The 19,039-nt window shown below is 69.2% G+C and carries 14 protein-coding genes; 11 read left to right on the top strand and 3 right to left on the bottom strand.

The window, feature by feature from the left end:
• Positions 1 to 138: 138 nt before the first annotated feature.
• A complete protein-coding gene (locus D4740_RS12235) occupies positions 139 to 2,160 on the bottom strand; it encodes a dolichyl-phosphate-mannose--protein mannosyltransferase (protein WP_119837158.1) in 2,022 nt (673 codons plus the stop codon).
• 169 nt (positions 2,161 to 2,329) lie between these two features.
• Between D4740_RS12235 and rsmI the strand changes: the two genes are divergently transcribed.
• Positions 2,330 to 3,205 (top strand): 16S rRNA (cytidine(1402)-2'-O)-methyltransferase, encoded by an 876-nt coding sequence (gene rsmI, locus D4740_RS12240; protein WP_119837180.1) that lies wholly within the window; start codon positions 2,330 to 2,332, stop codon positions 3,203 to 3,205.
• A 14-nt stretch (positions 3,206 to 3,219) separates the two neighbouring features.
• On the opposite strand, the gene D4740_RS12245 is transcribed toward rsmI, so the two are convergent.
• Positions 3,220 to 4,263 carry a hypothetical protein gene (locus D4740_RS12245; RefSeq protein WP_147392920.1) on the bottom strand — a complete coding sequence of 348 codons (1,044 nt, stop codon included), beginning with the start codon at positions 4,261 to 4,263 and terminating at the stop codon, positions 3,220 to 3,222.
• A 271-nt stretch (positions 4,264 to 4,534) separates the two neighbouring features.
• Here D4740_RS12245 and metG point away from each other — a divergent pair, with 271 nt between their 5' ends.
• The 7 genes from metG (at position 4,535) to D4740_RS12280 (ending at position 13,567) form a co-directional block, all read left to right on the top strand.
• Entirely contained in the window at positions 4,535 to 6,388 is a 1,854-nt protein-coding gene (gene metG / locus D4740_RS12250) for a methionine--tRNA ligase (protein WP_119837160.1), read from the top strand.
• Positions 6,389 to 6,409: 21 nt separating this feature from the next.
• Entirely contained in the window at positions 6,410 to 7,351 is a 942-nt protein-coding gene (locus tag D4740_RS12255) for a TatD family hydrolase (protein WP_119837161.1), read from the top strand.
• 289 nt (positions 7,352 to 7,640) lie between these two features.
• Complete coding sequence (locus tag D4740_RS12260) at positions 7,641 to 8,627, top strand: G5 domain-containing protein (protein ID WP_119837162.1); 987 nt, start codon at positions 7,641 to 7,643, stop codon at positions 8,625 to 8,627.
• A 92-nt stretch (positions 8,628 to 8,719) separates the two neighbouring features.
• The gene (locus tag D4740_RS13400; protein ID WP_259390829.1) at positions 8,720 to 9,652 is read left to right on the top strand and encodes a resuscitation-promoting factor; all 933 of its coding nucleotides are present in this window, start codon (positions 8,720 to 8,722) and stop codon (positions 9,650 to 9,652) included.
• A gap of 47 nt (positions 9,653 to 9,699) precedes the next feature.
• Entirely contained in the window at positions 9,700 to 10,608 is a 909-nt protein-coding gene (rsmA, locus tag D4740_RS12270) for a 16S rRNA (adenine(1518)-N(6)/adenine(1519)-N(6))-dimethyltransferase RsmA (RefSeq protein WP_259390830.1), read from the top strand.
• Complete coding sequence (locus D4740_RS12275; RefSeq protein ID WP_119837165.1) at positions 10,605 to 11,582, top strand: 4-(cytidine 5'-diphospho)-2-C-methyl-D-erythritol kinase; 978 nt, start codon at positions 10,605 to 10,607, stop codon at positions 11,580 to 11,582. Before rsmA ends, D4740_RS12275 begins: the two co-directional genes overlap by 4 nt.
• Entirely contained in the window at positions 11,582 to 13,567 is a 1,986-nt protein-coding gene (locus D4740_RS12280) for an ABC-F family ATP-binding cassette domain-containing protein (protein ID WP_119837166.1), read from the top strand. Before D4740_RS12275 ends, D4740_RS12280 begins: the two co-directional genes overlap by 1 nt.
• Before the next feature lie 123 nt (positions 13,568 to 13,690).
• Here the strand turns inward: D4740_RS12280 and D4740_RS12285 are convergent, their stop codons facing one another.
• Positions 13,691 to 14,233, bottom strand: a complete 543-nt coding sequence (locus tag D4740_RS12285) for a hypothetical protein (RefSeq protein ID WP_119837167.1) — start codon at positions 14,231 to 14,233, stop codon at positions 13,691 to 13,693.
• Positions 14,234 to 14,454: 221 nt separating this feature from the next.
• On the opposite strand from D4740_RS12285, the gene D4740_RS12290 reads away from it, so the two are divergent.
• The 3 genes from D4740_RS12290 to D4740_RS12300 are packed head-to-tail and all read left to right on the top strand — an operon-like array spanning position 14,455 to position 18,954.
• The gene (locus tag D4740_RS12290; protein WP_259390831.1) at positions 14,455 to 15,039 is read left to right on the top strand and encodes an FHA domain-containing protein; all 585 of its coding nucleotides are present in this window, start codon (positions 14,455 to 14,457) and stop codon (positions 15,037 to 15,039) included.
• Positions 15,040 to 15,049: 10 nt separating this feature from the next.
• On the top strand, positions 15,050 to 17,452 hold the full coding sequence (locus D4740_RS13405) for an FHA domain-containing protein (protein WP_259390832.1): 2,403 nt from the start codon (positions 15,050 to 15,052) through the stop codon (positions 17,450 to 17,452).
• Positions 17,452 to 18,954: a protein kinase domain-containing protein gene (locus tag D4740_RS12300; protein ID WP_119837168.1), complete on the top strand. Its 1,503-nt coding sequence runs from the start codon at positions 17,452 to 17,454 to the stop codon at positions 18,952 to 18,954. Before D4740_RS13405 ends, D4740_RS12300 begins: the two co-directional genes overlap by 1 nt.
• Positions 18,955 to 19,039: the final 85 nt, after the last annotated feature.

Genomic DNA, 19,039 nt, shown 5'->3' on the forward strand with positions numbered 1-19,039 from the left:
CCCCCCCCCCCCCCCCCCCCTTTTTTTGTGGGGCAAGGAAGGGGGGGCGGCCCGCCCGTGCCACCACACGGACCGCGAGCCGGAGGAGCACCCCCCGGCGGCGACACGCCCCCGCACGCGCCCCCCTGCGGGTCCCCCTCAGATCCACGACCCCAGCAGCATGTGCCACCGCCACACCTCGTAGGACACCGTCGTCCCAGTCCACACACACCACCAACCCACTGCGAAGGCCACAGCCGCTACCGTCACTACACCAACCAGGACCACACCACCACGGCGTACCCTCTCGGCAGGCACACCCGTCCATCGCTGGACGACAGGCAACGGCCTTTGCCTGCTCACTGACATCTCCTCGGAGCTAGAACACACCGCCGCCAGGCCACGTCGGCCCTCGCAACTAGTTGTGTCGCTGCTGCTTTCAGCACCGGTCAGTTCAGCACCGGTCACTGCTGCGTCGCTGCTGGGACTGACCACGTCACCAGGTCCTGTGCGGTCCTCTGCGAGGACATCGTCGGCGTCGACCCGGTAAGCGCCAGGGGACCGTCGAACCCGGCCGCCGAGCCACCGCCGCATCCGCCTGACGGACAGCACCCATCCTCCTTCGTCGCCAGGCGGTGTCCCGGGCAGCGGTGGAAGCAGGCCTGAGGCCATGCCCAGCCCTAGAACCAGAACCAGCACGACAAAAGGCACGAACGCGACCGTGTAGAAGGTAAAGATGGTGCGGTCAGGGTACTGGAACCACGGCACGTACAGGCCCAGGTAGCCAGCGAGTGGCACCCAGGCGCGCCAGTCACGGCCGACGGTCGCCAGGAGGACCACGGCGACCAGCGCGACGCAGGCAGCCCACCACACCGGGATGTTACCGATGGAGGTGATGGCCTGGACGCACTGCTGCGATCCGCAGTCCTGGCCTGCCAGCTCCTCCTCGCCGGCCCAGTAGAATGAAGTCGGTCGCAGTTGCAGCAGCCATCCTGCGGGACGGGACTGGTAGGGGTGCTCGGAGTCCAGACCCACGTGGAAGGTGTACATGGACAGGTGGTACTCCACCAGGTCGTTGAGGGCGTCAGGTAGCCAGGACCGTGCCGATTCCCCCACTGCTGCCCGCTGCTGAGCGGCCCAGCCGTGCTTGTAGGCGCCGTCGTGCGTGAACCACGACCACCACATGAGAAGGTAGACCAGGGCGGTCGTGGGGACAAGCCGGATGAAGTCACCGATCCCGCGGGAGAGTGTCCCCTCCAGGAACCACGCCTTTGCCTGCACCTTCTTCAAGGCCTGGGTGTCCCACACCACGACCATGACCCCTACAACCGCCAGCAGGTACAGGCCGGACCACTTGATGGAGCAGGTCAGTCCCAAGGCTGCTCCTGTGGCCCACAGCCAGGGACGTACGTGTGCGCGAGGAGCGAGATGGCCAGCGCCTGTGCCAGCAAGGTCCCGGGCCAGCCTGGCCCGGGACCACTGGCGGTCGCGCACCAGGCAGTACATCGTCAGGGTCGCGAACAGGCCTACGAAGACGTCCAGGAGCCCGATCCTGGACTCGGTGAGGGCGACCCCGTCAATGGCTAGCAGCAGCCCTGCCAGTCCTGTCAGGACCGGGGAGCCGGTCAGCCGGAACGTCAGGCGGGCTAGGAGTACCACGGTCAGGACGCCAGCGATCGCGGGGACGATCCTCCAGCCCACCGGGGACTCAGGCCCAAGAGCCTGCATGCCCAGACCGATCAGCCACTTGCCGAGCTGGGGGTGGACGACGAAGCTGGGCTCCGTCGACATCCCGGAGAAGTCTCCCGCTGCGAACAGCTCGTCCGACCCTTCTGCCCACTGTGCTTCGTAGCCCACGGTCCACAAGGCGTAGGCGTCCTTGACGTAGTAGGTCTCGTCAAACATGAGGGTGCTGGGATGAGCCAGTCCGAGGAGCCTGAGCAGGGTGGCAATGATCCCGGCTGCCCCGGTCGCCACCCAGCCGCGGACGCGGACGGCCCGGGGAGCCTGCGACCCCGCGGGGTCAAGCCCCAGTGCGGCGCGCAGGTCGTCCTCGGCGCGCTGCCCGTCCTCCGCGCGGTTGGGCTGGGCTGGGCTGGCCGTGTCCTGCAGGTCGGCTCCAGCCGTTCCTGCCTGTGCGTCGGCAGCCTTGTCGGGGGACGACGTACTTGCAGTGGTCACGTCGCGAGTCTAGGGGGACGGTCATACTGGCCCCGTGGATGACAGCACCTTCTCCGCTGGCAGCGTTTCCAGTGCCCGGGCACCCCAGGGGGACCAGGCGGATCTCGCCGAGTCCGTTGGCTCCTTCCAGTCGGCCCCGGTTCCCGAGCGGAGGCGAGAGGGTACCGCGATGCCGGGCGGCGGGCCTGGTACCCAGACAGCCTCCGGACCGCGGCCGGGAACCATCACCTTAGCCGCGACCCCGATCGGTCACGCGGACGACGCCTCCCTGCGCCTGCGCAGCCACCTGGAGAGCGCGGACCTTCTCGCTGCGGAGGACACGCGGCGCCTGACGAGCCTGGTGCGGCGGCTGGACGTGGTTCCTCGAGGACGGGTGGTCTCCCTCTACGAGCACAACGAGAGTGCTCGCGCTGCCGACCTTGTCGCTGCGGCCCAGGAGGGACGCAGCGTCGTCGTGGTCTCGGACGCGGGCATGCCCGCGATCTCGGACCCGGGATACCGTCTTGTCGTGGCGGCAGCGCAGGCAGGTGTCCCGGTTACCGTGATTCCCGGCCCCTCTGCGGTACTTACCGCTCTGGTGCTGTCGGGACTTCCAACCGACCGCTTCTGCTTCGAGGGCTTTCTGCCTCGCAAGGACAGCGAGCGGCGTAGGGTACTGCACGACCTTGCAGGGCAGACACGCACTATGGTCTTCTTTGAGTCGCCTCGGCGGGTCGGTACCACGTTGCAGGTCATGGCCGAGGTCCTCGGTGCGGACCGACCCGCCGCCCTGTGCCGGGAGATGACCAAGACGTTCGAGGAGGTGCTTCGGGCAGACCTGGGCGATCTCGCCCGGCTCGCCACTGACGGTGTCCGGGGGGAGGTTGTTCTGGTGGTCGCTGGCGCCCGGCCCCCAGTGGCTGACACCCGGGCGGCGGCTCGCGAGGCTCTTGCCCTGGCTGAGGACGGCATGCGGCTCAAGGAAGCGGCAGCCCAGGTCGCCAGGGAAGTCGGCCTGCGTCCCAACGAGGTCTACCGCGCCGCCCTGGCCTGCCGGGGTCGCTGAGCGTGCTGGGCCAGTCAGCCCCGGGGCCACCCTCCTTGTCCGTATCCGCCCTGGTACCCGCTGGGGTAGCCAGGGCCCTGGGGCGGAGGCGAGGATGCTGGCGCCGCCTCGGCAGGAGGCTGCTGCGCGCCCGTGGCCGGTGACACGGATGGTGAGGTCGGCGCAGTGTGGTCGTGGCTGGTTCCTGGGGGAGGACTGTAGCCCTGCCCGGGTGCTGTGTACGGTGTGTAGCCGGTATTGGGCGCCTGCGTGCCTCCGTAGGCCCCGGGGCGACCAGGTACTGGCGAGGCGGCTGCCGCAGAGGTAGGCGCCGGGGGCTGGGAGCCTCGGGCGCGGCGGCGTCTGGTGAGCCAGATCAGGCCGACAACGACCATGGCGAGGCCAGCCGTGCCGGTCAGCGGTGCGACCAGGATGCCCCCGACGAACCCGAAGATGCCGCTCACGCTTGCCGCCAGGCCGATATAGACGTCCTGGTCGGTGCTGCTGGTGCAGGTGATGGTGTAGTCACCAGCCTCATTGGTGACGAAGGTCGCGAACAGGGTGTGGTTGTTGACGGTGACAGTGCCGGTGATGTTCGTGTTGACACTGACGTCGTCGTCCTGCGGTGAGGCCACCTGGCAGTCTGGGGTGGATCCGGAGTCGTCGTAGTACAGGCCGTAGGTGGTGTCGTTCTCCAGCTCGGCCTGCATCTCGTAGCCTGTGCTGAACTGGCTGAGTGACGTCGCGCTGGCGACGGGACGCAGGCTGGCGTAGAGGAAGACCCCGGCACCCAGGAGCAGGACAATCCCTGCCACCAGCAGGAGCACCGGCCCCCGCAGTGACCTGGAGGGCACGCCGCCTCCCGATCCAGGTGGTACAGGTGACAGCCCCGAGGCGGGTCCCGGGGAGGTGGCCGCATAGGGGAGGGGCTGGCCCGTGGGGGTGGGGCCGTAGCCGCCGTAGCCAGGAACCGCGCCGGGGCTGCTGGCGGGAGCGGGCTGGCCGGTGCCTGCACCAGGGGCGTGGCCAGCCGGATAGGGCGAGGGGCCTGGCGGCTGGGATCCTGGGAACTGAGTCATGACTGGCCTTCGTGATGCTGCGTGGACTCCTGGGACGGACTTGGGCACTGCCGACGCAGGGCTGGTGGCGCTGGTGACAGCGCAGACACCGGCGCTGGGCGTCGGTGCGCACGGCCCGACCGGGGCCACCATAGCGTCAGACCCTCGCGCCTGTCCTTCTGTGTCCTACAGTGTCCAGTGTCCGTGGTTGTCGTCCGCGGTGCTGTCTACGTCGTCCACAGTGAGTTCGTCAGCGGCGGTCGAGCCCGGTGTGAGCAGATAAGGTGGCCCCATGACCCACATCCTGTCCGCAGTCGCCTGGCCCTACGCCAACGGCCCGCGCCACATCGGCCACGTCGCCGGCTTTGGAGTCCCCTCTGACGTCTTCTCCCGGTACATGCGCATGGCGGGCCACGACGTGCTCATGGTGTCGGGTACGGACGAGCACGGCACCCCCATCCTCGTCGCCGCCGACGAGGAGGGAGTCAGCGCCCGTGAGCTGGCGGACCGCAACAACCGCCTCATTGTCGAGGACCTGGTAGCCCTGGGCCTGTCCTACGACCTGTTCACCCGTACCACAGCAGGTAACCACTACCGGGTGGTGCAGGACATGTTCCGAACGGTGCGGGACAACGGCTACATGGTCCAAAAGGCTACCCGCTCGGCCATATCCCCCTCCACGGGGCGTACCCTGCCAGACCGCTACATTGAGGGAATCTGCCCCATCTGCGGCTCTTCCCGGGCCAGGGGCGACCAGTGCGACTCCTGCGGCAACCAGCTGGACCCCACCGACCTGATCAGCCCGCGCTCTCGGATCAACGGAGAAGTGCCCGAGTTCGTGGAGTCCACCCACTGGTTCCTGGACCTGCCCGCCCTGGCCTCCTCCCTGGGGGCCTGGCTGGAGGAGCGTGCGGCCTCGGGGACCTGGAGGCCCAACGTCATCCGGTTCTCCCAGAACCTTCTCGACGACGTGCGCCCCCGGGCCATGACACGCGACATCGACTGGGGGATTCCTGTCCCGGGCTGGGAGGACCAGCCTACCAAGCGTCTCTACGTGTGGTTCGACGCCGTCATCGGCTACCTGTCGGCCTCCGTCGAGTGGGCCCGGCGTAGCGGGGACCCCCAGGCCTGGCGGGCCTGGTGGAACGACCCGGCCGCCCTGTCCTACTACTTCATGGGTAAGGACAACATCGTCTTCCACTCCCAGATCTGGCCGGCCGAGCTCCTGGGCTACGACGGCGAGGGAGAGCGTGGAGGAGCAGCCGGGGACCTGGGAACCCTGAACCTGCCCACTGAGGTGGTCTCCAGCGAGTTCCTCACCATGGAGGGAAGGAAGTTCTCCTCCAGCCACGGTATCGTCATCTACGTACGTGACTTCCTCCAGAGGTACCAGGCTGACGCCCTGCGCTACTTCATCTGTGCCGCCGGACCGGAGACCGCCGACGCCGACTTCACCTGGGCGGAGTTCGTGCGCCGTACCAACGGGGAGCTGGTAGCAGGCTGGGGCAACCTGGTCAACCGCACCGCCTCCATGATCCACAAGCGCTTCGGGGCCGTCCCGGCTCCAGGAAGGCTCCAGGACGTAGACCGTGCCCTCCTTGACTCCGTCGAGGCCGGCTTCGCTACGGTGGGTGACCTCATCGCCCGGCACCGCCAGAAGGCGGCTCTGGCAGAGGCGATGCGCCTGGTGGGCGAGGCAAACAAGTATGTGGCTGACACCCAGCCCTTCAAGCTCAGGGGGGAGGACGAGGAGACCCGAGACCGGCTGGCCACCGTGCTCCACACGCTGGCCCAGGTCGTGGCCGACCTCAACCTCATGCTCTCGCCCTTCCTTCCCCACGCGGCCAACGACATTGACAGGATCCTGGGCGGTGAGGGGACGGTGGCGCCTATGCCTCATGCCGAGGAGGTCGACGAGCTGGACCCGGAGATCCTGCCGGAGGCCTTTGCCGGGCGCCAGGGCTACCCGGTGATCACCGGCGACTACACCGGCGCGCCGACATGGGGGCGCCACCCGGTCGTCGTGGGGGCGGAGGTTGCCAGGCCGGCACCTGTGTTCACCAAGCTGGACGAGGCCGTCGTGGAGGAGGAGCTGGCGCGATACGCTGCCCTGGTGCATCCCGAGACTGACGGTGCCGGTGCCTGAGCAGGGAGATGGGAGCAGCCTGTGAGCCCCAGGAGAGCAGATCGGTCGTGGCCGCCCGCTGACGCTGTCGAGCCCCTGGCCCTGCCGGTTACGGACAACCACGCCCACCTGCCCGTGCCCTCGGACGCGAGTGTGCCTGGTGGTTCTGAGCCGTTGCGTGCTGACGAGCTGGTGGACAGGGCGCGGGCGGTCGGGGTGACCAGGATCATCACCTCGGCCTGTGAGGTGCCGTCCTGGGAGTCCTCGCTGTCCCTGGCTCGGGACCTGGCGGGTGTACGGGTGGCGCTTGCTGTCCACCCCAATGAGGCCGTGGCCCACGCGGGCGTGCGCGAGGTCGGCCCTGACGGCCTGGAGCCGCGTACCAGCGTGCACCACGACGAGCCGCTGGACGACGTCCTGGCCCGGCTGGAGCGGGTTGTGCGTGACCACCGCGACCTCGTGGTGGCGATCGGGGAGACCGGTCTGGACTACTTCCGCACCGGTCCGCGAGGAGCGCAGGCCCAGAAGGAGGCCTTTCGTGCCCACGTCGCCTTAGCCAAGGACCTCGACCTCCCGCTGCAGGTTCATGACCGTGATGCGCACGAGGACTGCGTGTCACTCCTCCTGGCCGACGGGCCTCCCCGACGCACGGTCTTCCACTGCTTCTCCGGTGGGACACCGCTGGCGGCAGCCTGTGCGGACAACGGGTGGTACGTCTCGGTCGCGGGCCCGGTGACCTATCCCTCCAATGGGTGGCTGCGTGAGGCGTTGGCCACTGTCCCGGCGGAGCTGCTGCTGGTGGAGACCGATGCGCCCTACCTCCCGCCCCGGCAGTGGCGTGGTCGTCCCAACGCCTCCTACCTCATAGGTGCCACGGTGCGCTGTCTGTCCGAGCTGCGGGGCAGTGACGAGCAGCGCACCTGCCAGCGCCTCCAGGACACGACCCGGCTCGTCTACGGCACGTGGCCGGAGGCGGTGGGCTGAGTCGCAGATTCCTTCTGTCAATGCCTTCGGTGCCCCGCGCCTGCGTCTGGGACGTCGGTACCGACGCTGCTACCAGCCTCAGCCGCCTCCCCCGTTCCGTAGGCGCTGTCGGTGTGCTATCAGCAGCGCTGTCAGTGTCCTGCCAGCCGCGTTTCAGGGCTGGGCCAGTTGAGACCTGCACCGTTTCTGTCGCACGTGAGCGGGAGGCGGGATGTGAGCAGATACATTGTCGTTTCCGCTGTTTGTCCGCTACCGTGGCCCGAGTTCGTCGAGCAAAGGAAGTCATATCGTGGGTCGTCACTGTCAGACAAGCTCTCTGAACACCACCCTGGTGGAGCTCGGTGCCCTGGCCTCCAGAGGCCTGACTCCCGACAGCGGGCGCGGCAGGCGGCGTGCCGAGGGTCCTGCGAGCACCCCCTTCGCTCCCATGCTCTTCCGCGCCGGCGGCGTGGCCGCCGCCCTGTCGATCGCCGTCTCCGGTGGCGCGTACGCGGCTGTCTCCTCCCAGGGTGAGGAGGGCACCTCTTCCGACGGCGCCTTCGGTGCCCTGGGTGCGGAGGCGCCGACGCCCGCGGAGCAGGGGGGCGGTCAGGCCACTGTCGTGGAGGGGTCTGGTGCTGAGGTGTCGACGGTGACGGAGGAGGTTACTGAGGCCCACGGGACCGTGGAGCAGGAGACGGGTGACCTGCCTGAGGGTGAGAGGCGGGTGGTGACCGAGGGTGCTGACGGGGTGGTGCGTACGGTCTACCAGGTGACGACTGTTGACGGTGAGGAGGTCTCGCGCCAGGCGGTGTCCTCGGTGGTGGTCTCGGAGAAGGTCGATGAGGTGGTTCAGGTCGGCACCGGCGCGCAGCAGGCAGCCGAGCCCACTGACTCGGCTGCGGACTCCTCTTCCTCCTCTTCCAGTGACTCCTCCTCCAACGGGGACGGAGAGGCCGGGGACGTGCAGGTGGCTGCGGGCGCAGGGACCGACCCGGCCAGTGCCCAGGCGGTCGCCAAGTCGATGATGGCTGGCTATGGCTGGGACGACGCGGAGTTCTCCTGCCTGGTCAGCCTGTGGAACCGCGAGTCCAGCTGGAACTACCAGGCTCAGAATCCCTCCTCGGGTGCCTACGGCATCCCGCAGGCCCTTCCGGGTTCCAAGATGGCGGAGACGGGCTCCGACTGGCAGACCAACCCGGTGACTCAGATCACCTGGGGGCTCGGATACATCTCTGGCCGATACGGCACGCCCTGCTCCGCCTGGGCGCACTCGGAGTCCGTCGGCTGGTACTGACGGGGGTGCTGCGCCCGGGCTCCACGGGTTGCTCCTCCGGGGCCGGTCAACTACGGTGAGCTCCACCGCCAACGAGAATGAGGGAGGGCCTCGTGGGTCGTCACCTGAAGAGCACGTCCGAGAACGACAGTCCTGACGGCCCGGACGCAGCCGTGGGCTCGGCGGCGAGTCGGCGTTCCGCCCGGCTGCGTGCGGGTGCTGCTGCGGCCGCCCTGGCCCTGGCTCTGTCCGGCGGCGCCTATGCTGCCGTACGGGCGGCCTCCGACGGGTCGTCAGGGCAGGACACCTCGGTGGCGGCGCTGGGTGGAGAGGCTCACCCCACCACCGCCCAGGGAGAGGGCGTCGTCGTGGAGGGGTCTGGTGCTGAGGTGTCGACGGTGACGGAGGAGGTTACTGAGGCCCACGGGACCGTGGAGCAGGAGACGGGTGACCTGCCTGAGGGTGAGAGGCGGGTGGTGACCGAGGGTGCTGACGGGGTGGTGCGTACGGTCTACCAGGTGACGACTGTTGACGGTGAGGAGGTCTCGCGCCAGGCGGTGTCCTCGGTGGTGGTCTCGGAGAAGGTCGATGAGGTGGTCCAGGTCGGCACCGGCGCGCAGCAGGCAGCCGAGCCCACCGCGTCCGCCTCGGAGGGGGCCTCGTCGCAGGAGCCGCCCTCCGGGCAGGAGAGCGAGGCGCCCCAGGAGCAGCCCTCAGACACCAGCAGCACGCAGGAGGGGGGCTCGCAGGACTCCGACTCCGGGGAGGAGGCCTCCCCCGGGTCGTCTGGTTCCCCGGACGCAGGCTCTGACGACGTCTGGGCGGCGCTGGCACAGTGCGAGTCCGGGGGTGACCCGACGACAAACACCGGCAACGGCTACTACGGGATGTACCAGTTCTCGTTGAGCACATGGCAGGCCTATGGCGGCTCCGGCCTGCCCTCAGAGGCCTCCGCTGCCGAGCAGACTGCTGTTGCCAAGCGGCTCCAGGCGGCGGCCGGGTGGGGCCAGTGGCCCCACTGCGCCGCTCAGCTGGGACTGCTCTGACCACGAGCGTGCCAGGGCTCGGGAGGGGTTGCCAGGAGACGGCGCACGTGGAGCGGCGTGTCAGCCAGCAACCCGGTCAGCACGCGGAGGGGCTCCTCGGGCCGTCGCAGGTCCGCAGCCTGTGCCGCGACCTGGGGGTCCGTCCCGCCAAGGCCCTGGGGCAGAACTTCGTCCACGACGCCGGTACCGTGCGCCGCATCGTGCGTACTGCCGACGTGCGGGAGGGGGAGGTGGTTCTTGAGGTAGGACCGGGACTGGGGTCCTTGACCCTGGCTCTTCTGGAGGCGGGTGCGCAGGTGATCGCCGTTGAGGTTGACCCTGTGCTGGCTGGGGCGCTGCCGCAGACTGTGGACAGCCACATGCCCTGGGCGTCCCACAAGTTGGAGGTCGTGACGATGGATGCGCTGACCCTGAGCGGGCCAGAACAGCTGGGAGGCCTCCTGCCGAGCCGGATGGTGGCCAACCTGCCTTACAACGTGGCGGTTCCCGTCCTGCTCACCGCCCTGGCATGTCTGCCGAGTCTGGAGACGCTGACAGTCATGGTCCAGGCGGAGGTTGCTGACCGCCTCGCCGCCCTCCCAGGGTCGCGCACCTACGGCGCCCCGAGCGCCAAGGCCGCCTGGTATGCCTCGGTCCGTCGTGCAGGAGCCGTGGCTCGAGGCGTCTTTTGGCCGGTTCCCCGTGTCGACTCCGCGCTGGTCCACTTGCGACGACGGGAGCCTCCGGGTACCTGTGCCTCCCGCGAGGAGGTCTTCGCCGTCATCGATGCTGCTTTTGCGCAGCGTCGCAAGACGCTGAGGCAGGCGCTGGCTCCCCTGGCGGGCAGCGCCGCCGGTGCCGAGTCGGCTCTTCGATCTGCCGGTATCGCCCCTGGAGACCGTGGTGAGCGGCTTGACGTGACGGCCTTTGCTGCCGTGGCCGAGCAGCTGCGCCGTGTCGGTGAGGAGCGTCCATGAGCCACCTGCGTCCTGTCTCCGGTCCGACGGGGTCCTGTCCCGTCCGCTCGGGCTCCGCCACCTCTGTACGGGTGGAGGCGCCGGGAAAGGTCAACTTGTTCCTGTCTGTGGGAGCGCCCGGGAAGGACGGCTACCACCCGCTGGTGACTGTCTTCCAGGCGGTGCGCCTGATCGAGACGGTCACCGCCCGGCGCCAGTCGAGGCAGGCCCACGGAAGGGTGAGCCTGGTCCTGGAGGAGCCTGACGCCACGGTTCCTACTGACCGCTCTAACCTGGCTGTGCGGGCCGCTGACCTCCTGGCCGAGGCGACGGGGGTGACTGAGGGGGTTGACCTCCTGCTGCGCAAGCGGGTCCCTGTGGCCGGAGGTATGGCTGGAGGCTCGGCGGACGCGGCGGCGGCGCTGGTGGCCTGCAACGCGTTGTGGGGCACGGGCCTGGACGTCTCCGAGCTGACGGCTCTGGCAGCCCGCCTCGGCGCGGACGTCCCTTTCCCGCTCATCGGGGCGACGGCGATCGGTCGTGGTCGAGGCGATACGGTGGCCCCTGTGATGACCCGTGGCACCTTCCAGTGGGTGCTTGGCCTCCAGCAGGAGGGCCTGTCCACCCCAGCGGTCTTCGCGCGCTTCGACGAGCTGAGCGCTGCTGCCGGTACCCGCCCTGTAGCCGAGGAGGTTCCCGGTCCTCTCACCGCGGCGCTGCGCAGCGGGGATCCTGTCGCCCTGGCGGCTACCATGCACAACGACCTCCAGGACGCCGTGGTAGACCTGCGCCCCGAGCTCGCTGAGGTGATCAGGGTGGCCCAGGAAGCCGGTGCCCTACGTGCCGTCGTCTCCGGGGCGGGACCGACAGTGGCGGCGCTCGTTCGTGACGCCGGTGCTGCGCAGCGGGTCCACCGTGCGCTGCGCGCCTCCGGCCTGTGCTCGCGGGTGCTGCGTACCGACGCCCCGGTGGCCGGCGCACGGGTGGTGGGCTGATGGCGCACCTGCTGGGCGCCGAGGAGCTGGAGATCTCCGTCGGGGGACGACGGCTGCTGGAGTCGGTCACGCTGGGGGTGGACGACGGCACGCGCGTCGGTGTCCTGGGGCCTAACGGTGCGGGCAAGTCCACGCTCCTGGCGGTCCTGGCCGGCAGGCGTGAGCCTGAGGCGGGACGCGTGACCCGGGCCGGGGACGTGGAGCTGGTCATGCTCAGCCAGGCGGACTCCCTGGCGCCAGGCACGACAGTGCGCCAGGCGGTCCACGGCAGCGCACCGGACTACGAGTGGGCCTCACGGCCCTCAGCGCGCGATATCCACGCGGGGCTGCTGGCGGGTCTGGACCTGGACATGGAGGTGGACAGGCTCTCAGGAGGGCAGCGGCGTCGTGTCGCCCTGGCCGCCGTGCTGGCCTCTCAGGCTGATGTCGTCATCCTGGACGAGCCGACCAATCACCTCGACGTGGAGGGGGTCAGCTGGCTGGCCCGTCACCTTGGCAACCGCTTTGCCCCCGGGGGCAGGCACCGTGGGGGCCTGGTGGTCGTCACCCACGACCGTTGGTTCCTGGACGCGGTGTGCACCAGCATCTGGGACGTCGTTCCCGGTAGCGACCCGGTGGGAGACAGAGTGCAGGTCCCCGGGCATATTCAGACCTATGACGGAGGGTACGGCGCCTACGTCCTGGCACGTGCGCAACGGGAGCAGCAGGCTGCTGCCGCCGCCGCCCGGCGAAGGAGCCTGCTGCGCAAGGAGCTGGCCTGGCTGCGCCGCGGGGCGCCGGCCCGCACCTCCAAGCCTCGTTTCCGCACGGAGGCTGCCGAGGCCCTCATCGCTGACGAGCCGCCGCCCCGAGACTCCGCGCAGCTGACGGCCATGGCCTCGGCCAGGCTGGGCAGGAAGGTCGTCAACCTGGAGAGTGTCAGCCTCAGCTACCCCGGCCCAGGAGGGGGGCACTCGGAGCGGGGGGAGCCTGATGACAGGAACCGTGTCCTGCACCAGGTGACGTGGCGCCTGGCGCCCGGTGAGCGGGTCGGCGTCGTCGGGGCCAACGGTGCCGGGAAAACGACGCTGCTGCGGCTGCTGGAGGGCGTTCAGCAGCCGGACCAGGGTAGCGTCGAGCGTGGCAAGACCGTCCAGGTCGCAGTACTGTCGCAGTCTACCCACGAGCTTGACGCCCTGGCTGACATGACGGTGGTGGAGGCGGCGGCCTCCGTTGGTGAACGAGTAGTGGTCCCAGGCAGCGGGGGCTCAGGCAGGGAGCTGTCCGCCTCCCAGCTCGTTGAGCGCCTGGGCTTTACGCGGCGGCGTGCTTGGACCCGGGTGCGTGACCTCAGCGGTGGGGAGCGTAGGCGGCTTCAGCTGCTCCGGCTCCTCATGGCCGAGCCCAACGTGCTCCTGCTGGACGAGCCCACCAATGACCTGGACACCGACACCCTGACTGCTGTGGAGGACGTTCTCGACTCCTTCCCGGGCACTCTGGTCGTTGTCTCCCACGACCGCTACCTTCTGGAGCGTGTGACTGACCACCAGGTAGCCCTCCTGGGGGACGGGTCGCTGCGTAGCCTTCCCGGAGGGGTAGAGCAGTACCTGGAGCTGCGTCGCCAGGCTGCCGGGACCCAGGACGGCTCGCGTAAGGCTTCTCGTGGGCAGGCGGGGCGACCCCGTGACGGTGGCGGTCGGGCTAGCGCCCCGGGGGTAGGTGACGCGGGTGGCTCGGGAGACTCGGAGACACCTGGCAAGGAGGTTCTCAGCGGTGCCCGCCGTCGTGAGATGAGCAAGAGGTTGGCCCGCGTCGAGCGCAGGCTGGAGGCGACGGCCGCTGACGTCGAGCGGCTAGGTGCGCGGATGGCTGAGCTTGCCTACGACGCCTCCTGCGGGAAGGAGCTGGCTGAGCTGGGCAGGCAGCTGACCCAGGCGGAGGAGAAGCGGGCCGCCCTGGAGGAGGAGTGGCTGGAGACGGCGCAGGCCCTGGAGGGGGAGGAGTGAGCAGCGAGACCCGGCTGGTGCGGGAGACTGTGGGAGGTGGAGGGCAGCTCCTGCTGAGACACAGACTGTGCTGAGACACAGAGTCGGCAGGGTGACCAGGGTGGCGGCGAGGCACAGACAGGACTAGACGGGCGCGACCTGGCGGGCCAGCTCGACGAGGTCGTCAAGGTGGGGTTCGATGGTGTCCACGCTGGCGCCCCACAGCCGCATCACCAGGTCTACCGGAACCGTCGGCAGGCCTGCCAGCCGGAGCACCAGCGCTCCCTGCGTGGGGCCTGTGCCGTCCCCAAAGGCTGAGAACCCCGCCATGTCGTGACCTGGGCGAAGCCGGACCGGCTCGGCCTGCGGCAGCATCTGGGCGATGATCGTGCGCTGGGTGGTGCGGCGTCCCTCCTTGGACCCGTCGTCCCTGGCAATCTCCAGGCTGAGGTCGACCATGAAGGGGGGCTTGGCGACGTCGTCTATGTGCATGAGACGGGCAAAACGCCCCTGACGCTCCATGGCCTGGAGCTCCTCCAGCAGCGACTCCAGCTCCGAGCGCCACTGCGGCCCGGTGACGCCCAGGTAGGCGCTGCGGTGCCTCGCCTCCTCCCGCGCCCATCCCGGGGGCGGGAAAGGCGGGATGATCACCCAGTACTGGGGATCAGGCGTGACAGCGATCTGCACGTCGTGCTCCTTCCGAGACCTGTGGTCCGACACAATGTAGTCGCCTAGATGTCTACGATGGCTGTCTTATGGGAGACCGAGGGCCGCACGTGACGATGGTGCCAGCCTCGACGGGCAGGCGGGCTGTCCGAGCGCTCGTAGATACGGGGCTGCTTCTCACAGTCTTTGCGGTGACTGTGCACCATGGCATCTTATTCGCTCTTGGCGCCACTGTGGCTCTTATGGCTGTGATGACTCTCATGACGGGGTTGACAGGCGCCTCCCCTGGGGGACTGGTGACCGGGACCCGCCGTCGTCGGATCGCCTCCCAGGGCGCGGTTCCGGGCTGGGCCGCAGCGGCGTATACGGGCTTTGTCCTGCTGGCTGCTGTTCCCACCGGCGGAGTCGCCGTGCTGGTCCTGTGGCTAACTGCACTACGGGACGGAGGCAGGTCGTGGTTCGACCGCATGGCCGGCACGGTCCTTATCTCCTCGCGAGCAGTCTCGACCAGCCTGTGCACGCTGCTCCTTGACGGGGAGGCCGTCGCGGTGAGCGGTCCGCTGGTGCTGGGGCGCCAGCCCGTGCCACTCGAGTCCCACCCGCAGGCGCGGCTCGTGGCGGTTCTGCGCGGCGACGACTCGGTGTCAAAGACCCACCTCCTGGTCCGTCCTGGTGCCGACGGCGTCCTCATGACGGACCTTGGGTCCACCAACGGCACCTACGTGGAGGACTCGCAGGGTGCTCACCGTCTATCTCCTGGACAAGAGGAGTACGTGCGACGTGGTCGCCAGGCATACTTGGGTGACGGAGTGTGCGTCGTCCGCTGAGGAGAAAGATATGACTGATAGTACGGATAGGCTTGCATGGTGGGCTGAGGGATCGTGGACGGGCGTCGCTACAGCTCGCGCGGTGATGCTCCTGTCCCCCACGGTGCCTCAGGACCTCACGGAGCGTCTGTGGCGGTTGCTGCGCAGCGAGGAGGCGTCGCTGACCCAGGCCCTGGACGAGCTTGTCATCGGCATGGGGGGGCGCCTGGGCTCGATTCCTGACTTTGCGCTCGCGGTCTCTGCGCCGGATGACATGATGCACGTGGCGCTGCGGGGCTCTGCCCGGCTGGAGGTTGACGGCCAGGCCCTCGACGCCTCCAGCGTCACCACCTGGCTGGAGACGGCTTATGCCTCCCCGAGGTCGGTGGTGGCGCGCTCGCCTGAGCGGTCCGGCTCCGTCTACCGCCCGGCTGCTGACGCTGTGGTGGTTGCGGGGGCTCTTGCGCTTGGCGGTGACGGTGACCGTGGGCCGGATGGCTCTGGCGGCGAGCCGGGGCAGGCAGCTTCCGGTGCCGGGGAGCAGGACGACGACGCCGACCCTGAGCGAGCCCCCGCTGACCGGCTCCGGCGCAGGCCCAGGGCTGTCTCCGACCAGTCCTCCTCCCGGTCCTCCGGCCGGCCTGTCGACCTCGGTAGCCGCAGTGCCGGTGCGGCCCTGGCTCCCGACGGTCTGGGCGCTGCCCCGCAGGACGAGCAGGACACCGGTACGGCCCAGGAGACACCTGGGACAGGGGGAGAGGCTGGTCGGGCGACACAGGCGCCCGTCCCCTCCCTCGGTAGCAGCGGTACGGCGGAGGTGCCTGCCCAGAGGCAGACCGGTACTAGCTTGGCGGACTCGGACTCAGGGGGGCCGGGGGAGTCGGCGAACTCAGCGGATGTAGCCGACTCAGCAGCGCAGGGTGCTGATCGCGACGCAGGCTATGATCCTGCCCGCCGCTCCGTTCATGATCGTGACCACGGTCCTGGCCATGATGTGGAGCACGGTACCGGCAGCAGCGTCCCGGTCCAGAACGGACCGCGGACGTGGGCTGAGACCTGGACCGGGGAGTGGACCGGTGCGATGCGACGCCTGGTCAGGTCGCAGACCCCTGGTGACTCGGATGCTCTGCCCGCAGAGGGTGAGGACGGCAGGCTGGGCTGGGTCCGGCCTGGTGTCTCACCTGCCGTGTCTGAGGAGGCTCCCGCGACGGCGGCGACTCCCCCGGACGCGGCTCTTCTGTCTGCGGCTCGTGTCGCCGCGGACTTGCCTGGCGCTGGTGACGGTCAGGGTGAGGAGCAGGCCGGTGGCCCCGACGGTGACGTTGACGACCGCGGTGACGACCGCGGTGACGACCGTGGTGACGACCGTTCTGACGACGGTGCTGGCAGCGGTCTTGATGAGGTCGCCGATGGCGGTGTGGACCACGGTGCTGGTGGCGCTCTTGACGGCTCTGCTGCTGCTCCTGCTGCCTCAGGCGGTGACTCCGACACTGGCCCTGACGGTGGCCCCACCGGTGGCTTCGAGGGCGAGCCCGGGGCTGACTTCGAGGGCGGCTCCGAGGAGCACAGCAGCGTCGGCTCCCCGGCCGACGCTGCTGCCGGGGAGCATGCCGGGGACCATGACGGGAGCACGGTCTCCAGCATTCCCGAAGACCTCTCGCACCGGCTGCGCGATGAGCTGGTCGGCCAGGACGAGCCTATGCCGCAGCCTCGTTCCAGCACCTGGGCCGAGTCAGGGAGAGAAGAGCCCCTCTCAGCAGGCTCCGTGTCCCAGGGGGAGGCGGCCCCCCGGGTCGCCAGGGCGAGACCCTTCGGTGACCACGACGGCCACACCGTCTCGGGCCTGCCCGAGGACCTGGTCGGTGAGCTGATCTCCCTGGTGGGGGGCGACGTGCACGGACCGGGTGCCGCGGCCCCGGTGGTTGCGGCCCCGGAGCCCGCACCAGCCCCGGAGCCGGAGTCGGCCTCAGTACGTGTGGTGCTGTCGGCCGTGTGCGGCAACGGGCACCCCAACCCGACGAACTACACGACCTGCAGGCAGTGCGGCGCGGACCTCAACCGTCCGGCCAAGTCGGTGGCCTGCCCACCTCTGGGACGCCTCACCACCTCCTCCGGGGAGTCGATCGACCTGGACCGTCCTGTCCTGGTGGGGCGTAGCCCAGCGCCGGCAGACGTCCCCACCAGCAGTGACGTCCCGGTACGCGTGCTGACAGTTCCCAGCCCCAACCAGCTGGTCTCGCGAAACCACGTCCTCATTGACCTCGATGCCTGGAGCGTGCTCGCCCAGGACCTGGGCAACTGCAACGGCACTGTCCTTGTCAGAGAGGGGGAGGCCCCGGTACGCCTGTCCTCCTCCGCCCCGGTGCTGCTGCGCAGCGGTGACGTGCTTGATGTCGGCGACGGGCAGGTCCTCACCTTTGCGAACCTGCCCTGATGCTGGGCCAGGAGACGACGCCTCCCGTTATTGCCGGCTTCACCTACCTAGGTGTCCTCGGCTCCGGGGGGTACTCGACGGTCTACCTCTTTGAGCAGCAGATGCCGCGTCGTGAGGTGGCCGTCAAGGTCATGAACGCCGACGTGGCGGACAGGAGCGCCAGCCGCTTCGAGTCCGAGGCCAACCTCATGGCCCGGGTCTCCTCCCACCCGGCTATCCTGTCGATCTACGGTGCTGGTGTGTCAGCCGACGGTCATCCCTTCCTGGTGATGGAGTACTGCCCTCCTCCGACGCTGGGGGCTATCCTGCGTCAGGGTGCCCTGAACGTCGCTGAGACGCTGTCAACCGCTATCCAGGTCGCGGGCGCGGTGGAGACCGCGCACCGCGCCGGGATCGTCCACCGTGATATCAAGCCCGCTAATATCCTGTTCACCACCTACCGGCGTCCGGTGCTCTCGGACTTCGGGATCTCCGTGATGAGCGGCCCGGGGGGGACTGAGGAGCTCAGAGGGATGAGTGTGCCCTGGGCACCACCGGAGCAGCTGGTCGGGATCAGGTCGGCAAGTCCCGCCTCTGACGTCTACTCCCTCGGCGCGACAACCTTTGCCATGCTGACCGGGCACAGCCCCTTTGAGGTCGGCGGTGTGCCCGACGTCTATGAGCTGTCCCGGCGCATCGTCAAGGACCCGTTGCCTCCCCTGGGGCGCCAGGACGCCCCGCCTTCCCTGCACCGGGTCCTGTCCGTCGCGATGGACAAGAGCCCGCAGGCCCGTTACCCCACAGCCCTGGCCCTTGCGCGTGCTCTCCAGCAGGTCCAGGCCGAGCTTGACCTGCCGGTGACGACTGTCGACCTGTTTCAGGAGGCCGATGCCGCGACCGCACGTCCTCCCCGTCCCGAGGAGGACGACGAAGCCACCAACATGGGGGTCTTCAGCCAGGTCCACAGGACGAGCGACGGGCTGACGGTCCGGGTGGATCCCGACGACGTCGCACAGCCCGGCGCCGTCTCGGGGACTGTCGGCGGGCAGACCCACGCGGCGAGACGCCGGGAGGCGGGCAGCCCTGTCGGCCGCTCTCGTGAGAGCAGGCTGCGCGCGGTCGTGGGGCTGGTCCTGGCCGTGGTTCTTGTCGCCGTTGTCGTCGGTGTGGTCCTGGTCGCCCGGGACCGGGAGAACCGCGGGCAGTCAGCCTCCTTCGAGACGATAGCGCCGCCTGCTGGGGCCGCCGACCCGCTGGGCAGTGGTGTCCCCTCGCCTGCCGACGTGAGCGGAACCGCCAACAAAGACGGCACAGTCACCTTCTCCTGGGACCCGCCGTACGAGGAATGGGGTGGTGGCTACCTCGTCCGGGAGATCGTCCCGGACGAGGACACCGCTGTGGAGTCCACCAGGGACACCTCGGTGGTGGTGGAGGCACGTCCCGGGCAGACGTGCGTGGAGGTCTCCAGTCTGCGGCAGGACGGAAAGGCGTCCCCGGCCGTTACCGCCTGTGTCGTCTCCTGAGGTGCTGCTGCCAGAGTACAGGCACCTTGGACCGACGGGACTGCAGGGCGCCGGGTCCAGGCAGCAGAGACGTCGTAGGACGACA

The organism is Actinomyces sp. 2119, assembly GCF_003591215.1.
Lineage (GTDB): Bacteria > Actinomycetota > Actinomycetes > Actinomycetales > Actinomycetaceae > Actinomyces > Actinomyces lilanjuaniae.

Bases quoted from the DNA above. Each gene is read 5' to 3' on its own strand.
- D4740_RS13405 (WP_259390832.1), top strand. From the start codon at position 15,050: ATGACTGATAGTACGGATAGGCTTGCATGGTGGGCTGAGGGATCGTGG.
- D4740_RS12275 (WP_119837165.1), top strand. From the start codon at position 10,605: ATGAGCCACCTGCGTCCTGTCTCCGGTCCGACGGGGTCCTGTCCCGTC.
- metG (WP_119837160.1), top strand. From the start codon at position 4,535: ATGACCCACATCCTGTCCGCAGTCGCCTGGCCCTACGCCAACGGCCCG.
- D4740_RS12280 (WP_119837166.1), top strand. From the start codon at position 11,582: ATGGCGCACCTGCTGGGCGCCGAGGAGCTGGAGATCTCCGTCGGGGGA.
- D4740_RS12245 (WP_147392920.1), bottom strand. From the start codon at position 4,263: ATGACTCAGTTCCCAGGATCCCAGCCGCCAGGCCCCTCGCCCTATCCG.
- D4740_RS12300 (WP_119837168.1), top strand. From the start codon at position 17,452: ATGCTGGGCCAGGAGACGACGCCTCCCGTTATTGCCGGCTTCACCTAC.
- rsmI (WP_119837180.1), top strand. From the start codon at position 2,330: ATGCCGGGCGGCGGGCCTGGTACCCAGACAGCCTCCGGACCGCGGCCG.
- D4740_RS12290 (WP_259390831.1), top strand. From the start codon at position 14,455: ATGGCTGTGATGACTCTCATGACGGGGTTGACAGGCGCCTCCCCTGGG.